At 35.2% G+C, this 4,111-nt stretch carries 6 protein-coding genes and 1 pseudogene; all 7 read right to left on the bottom strand.

Translation table 11 applies throughout. From position 1 onward, the window contains the following. Window positions 1–56: 56 nt before the first annotated feature. A pseudogene (locus ACR65F_RS18095) lies at window positions 57–323 on the bottom strand (2-thiouracil desulfurase family protein); the annotation flags it as partial. A gap of 64 nt (window positions 324–387) precedes the next feature. Further along, on the bottom strand, window positions 388–831 hold the full coding sequence (locus ACR65F_RS18090; RefSeq protein ID WP_440505349.1) for a GNAT family N-acetyltransferase: 444 nt from the start codon (window positions 829–831) through the stop codon (window positions 388–390). 103 nt (window positions 832–934) lie between these two features. Continuing rightward, window positions 935–1,150, bottom strand: coding sequence for a hypothetical protein (locus tag ACR65F_RS18085; RefSeq protein WP_440505348.1), 216 nt, complete (start codon window positions 1,148–1,150; stop codon window positions 935–937). Between the two features lie 226 nt (window positions 1,151–1,376). Then, window positions 1,377–1,889 carry a GNAT family N-acetyltransferase gene (locus ACR65F_RS18080; RefSeq protein WP_440505347.1) on the bottom strand — a complete coding sequence of 171 codons (513 nt, stop codon included), beginning with the start codon at window positions 1,887–1,889 and terminating at the stop codon, window positions 1,377–1,379. Between the two features lie 61 nt (window positions 1,890–1,950). Beyond that, window positions 1,951–2,235 (bottom strand): hypothetical protein, encoded by a 285-nt coding sequence (locus ACR65F_RS18075; protein WP_440505346.1) that lies wholly within the window; start codon window positions 2,233–2,235, stop codon window positions 1,951–1,953. Window positions 2,236–2,334: 99 nt separating this feature from the next. Continuing rightward, window positions 2,335–2,652, bottom strand: coding sequence for a hypothetical protein (locus ACR65F_RS18070; RefSeq protein ID WP_440505345.1), 318 nt, complete (start codon window positions 2,650–2,652; stop codon window positions 2,335–2,337). Between the two features lie 286 nt (window positions 2,653–2,938). Next, a complete protein-coding gene (locus ACR65F_RS18065; protein ID WP_440505350.1) occupies window positions 2,939–3,400 on the bottom strand; it encodes a DinB family protein in 462 nt (153 codons plus the stop codon). Between the last annotated feature and the right edge of the window lie 711 nt (window positions 3,401–4,111).

The raw sequence follows: 4,111 nt of genomic DNA, 5'->3' as shown, positions 1-4,111 counted from the left end.
ATGTAGATTCTCCTCATCTCTTTGGTTGTATTCTACAAGACCCTAACTTTATTGTCCAAGTAAGTGTAGCCTATACATATATATAGTTCCGTAACGTCTTTACCTGATTTCTCAACTACTTTGGCTTTCCCATCTAATACATCTTCCCCGTTACCACCTATTATTTCAGCAGGTTCTCTGGGGGTTAAAAAACCACCAAGCAATTCTGGACATACCGGTATTGCTTGGCCCTCTTCTATTAGTTTACTTATCCTGTGATTTAAACAATGTGTACCGTTATATCTTACCTGTAACCCTGCTAAACAAGAACTAACCAATATCATCGATAACACCTCAATTTAATATTTACAATATGGCCCGTTAACGAGAGACCCCATTAGATATTTATTAAGTTAAACTTAATTCATAATGATAAAATTGTGTATCTCGTACATATCCATTTTTTTCATATAATTTTTGAGCAGCATAGTTATCTGGTGCTGTCTCCAAAACAACACTTTTTGCACCTGTTTTATCAGCATAATCCTTCGCCTTATGTAAAAGTAATTGTCCTATTCCTAGTTTTCGAGCTTCTAGATCAACAAACATATCATTCAGTATCCATGATTTTTTCATTGAGATTGATGAAAAAACGGGATAAAGTTGTGTGAATCCCACAAACTTTTGACCATTCTTAACAACAAATATTACGGATTCTTCCTTTTCCAGACGTTCTTTTATGTATTTCTTAGCCCCCTCTAAATCTGATGATTTTTCATAAAACATGCGGTATGAATTAAATAAATTTGATACACCTTCTAAATCCTCAATCGTAGCTTGATATGTTTCCATTTGAAATCCCCCTATTAGTTTGTAGTATATATTTTGTCCTTCGGTCCGCTAAACAGTATTCCTTGGAATGGCCCAGATTGTTGTATAAAAACTTTCCCGTGAACTAATCCTCTAGATCGTACTCATAAATCGGGTTTATACACATTAGGACAGATACTATTGCATTATTGTATCCAGACATTTTTTCTATTTCTTTTTCATCTTTAAATTCCTCATCTTCAAATTGCTTAGAAATTCTATTTATTATTCGTAGGTACTTACTTACAAACTCATTTTCATTCATTTCCTTGACGTCTGCCAAAAGTTCACTGTAAGCCAACAGTTCACCTGAATTATTAACTTCAAAGTCTTTTTTATTAAATATAGTATTTGTTTTTGTGAAGTGTATTTTCCTTTCAATAACATCTACTAATGTAAATTGTGTCAGTTTTTTATTATCGATTTAAATTCCCTCCTACTGCTCAATAAAATGGCCCTATAGCAACATAGTGGTATTACAGAAAAGCCCCCTATAACTGAAATTGATTCTATAAAAAGAGATCTCTTTATGATAATAATACGTACTGTATTAACTTTGTTTCAACACCTAAATATTCCTCAGAGCCATTTCTACTAATTTCCTTAAACCCCATTCTATTCAACATCTTTTTTGCTCGAATATTCGTTTCGTAAGTTTCAGCATTGAAAATTGTGATACCAAAATTTGAAGAAGCATAATCCATCATAAGCACACTGGATTTAAACCCTATTCCCTGTCCCCATAAATTACTTTCACCAACTGAAATTCCTAGTTCAGCTGCATTTCCCACTATAAAGGCCAGGTCTGCATATCCAATTAACTTATTATCCAATTCAATTCCCATACGAATAAAGTCTTCGGGTAAATTATTCACACAATGCAGCCACCATTTATATAATTCTTGCTCGTTTCTGTTTAATTCCCAGTCGTTTGCTAAACAAAATTGGTCGTTCTTACTCCATTTTAAAACGTAACCATAATCCTCTTCAGCTATTGGCCAGATTTTTATTAAATCACTACACTCCACTTTTAAATTCACCTTTTTCCTCTCATTACTTAGGTAGTCGTTTAATATTCTTTATTAGAATCTAGCTCGATTGTTAAAAGATGTTCTTTAACCAAGTTAATATATAGACAAACATAAGTGGTTCAATCAATACAAGGCAAAGTAAAATAATGAAAAAAGATACACATGATATTATTTTCAGGACACCCTTTTCTCTTTTGAAAAATGCGATAAAGCTAAAGATAATACCAAGTACTATAAAGATATATCCAACTAGAACAACAGGCTCAATTATTTCAGTTGTCATCCAATTGGCCGCAAATGCTACTAATCCCAAAAACATAAAAACAATTGACCATGTACTAAAAGGTCTTTTCAAGTAAATCAACCTCCTTTTGATAACCGCTCATTTTGGCCCGATTGAGGTACAGTACTTATTCAACAGCTGCACCCAATAATAGAGTGAAAAAACTACTTCCTATTCACTTAACTCTTTTGACCATTCAATAAACCAACTAAACGGTAACTCTAATTTTGATTGATCCATTTTTTTTAATTCTTTTTCATCCCAAAACAAATCCCATTGACATTCGATTGCTCTTGCGATTCCAAGAGCTAGTGAATCATACTCGTTCAATTCATCATCACCAAATACCATGGTTAAATTATCGCACCACATAGCAAAATCATATTGTGTAAATTCATTTTCTTTCTTACAAACAGTACCTAACAATGTTCTTAAGTTTTCGGATGTATATAGGAGTTTTATGCTAGTTTCATTCCAATTCCAATCCATTTGTGAATGCCGCTCCCTTTTTAACTACTTAATTTCGGACTAACTTCTTCAACTAAAAATTGGCTGGTTTGATGAATGGGCGCTTTATTTATAGTACTCGCCGTTGCTTGGAGCGGAAGACGGACGACTCCGGAGGGATCAGCGTGCGCCTTGAGACCCCGCAGAGAGCGTTTTTGCGACTGAGGAGGCTCAAGCCACGCCCCTCGGAAAGCGTTCCGTCGGGAGCGGAAAGTAACAGTTTTAACAAACAGTGTGTCCCGATTCTTAAAACCCCTTAGACTTCCTATTATTTTCCTGATTGTCTCATGATTTTCTTAATCAATCTAATTTGGCCACGGTGGTTCAATTCATCCTCCATGACATGAAACCATTTGAAATAATTGTTTGTGAGCTCTCCGTCCCAAAAAGGCATTTGTTCAAACAACCATGTATCGGGCAATGTCCGGAATGTCTCAATAGTCTTTTCTCTCGTACGCTCCAATTGTTCTAAGTAGAATTCAGCAGGGTTCCCTTTAATTTGTTCCCTTGCTGTTGCACCAAGTTCCAATCCTGGATTGAGTATTTGAATATCTTCGTCCGTATATTCACGTTTCTCAAATGTATCGATTTGATATGCTTTTTCAACAGAATTCATATGATCCAGAAGCATACCGATGGAGTTTGCTTCATCATTGATGAGGAAATCCAGTTGTTCAATTGTTAGATTTTTCACTTCAGCTAAAGTTGTCACTCTTGTATATTCCATCATGGACAGTAACTTACCATATTCCAATTCGACGCCTTCTTTTTTATCAATTACATATAATTCATGGTTGCTCAATGTAATTTTCCCCCTTATGGTTACAATTTAGTTCCATTCTTATTCACACAAATGACTTGAAGTTTACCATTTAAAAATTTATTTCGAATTAACAGTATTATTGTAACATTTTTAACAATGGTTTATTAGCTAACATTCCCATTACTTATCAAATGTTTTAAAGATACTTACTACAGAGTCATCACGCAACTTATCGAACTCATTCGTCTCTTCAAGATACGTTCAGTTCTTCTGGAAAATTTATTTACTGCAACTTTCTAAAGTACTTTTACAAGAGACATTTTATTGAGTACAACTGGATCTGTGCTAGGTCTCCCAAATATGGATTATAAATCTCCAACCAATGGATACATGAAGGAAAAATCAATTGCTGCCGCTAATTAACGGACTAGATGGTCTTGCGGACCTAACTGTTAGATTGTAAGCATCTCCATCTGTTCCCGTTCTTTGATTTGATTCCTCATCATCATTTCCATTACCTCATTTGATAGTTGGGAGAACCTGTTGATTGTAGCGGAGAGCGGCGACTCCGGAGGGATTAGCGAAAGCTGTGACGAAGAATAGCTTTTGCGAGTAAAAGCGAAGCGTTAGGAGCACGTGTTTTCGAAGACCCTGGACTGAGCAAAGCGAGGGAGATAA

It is taken from the genome of Sporosarcina sp. SAFN-010, assembly GCF_059415065.1.
This window is presented reverse-complemented; position numbering and strand designations above follow the sequence as displayed.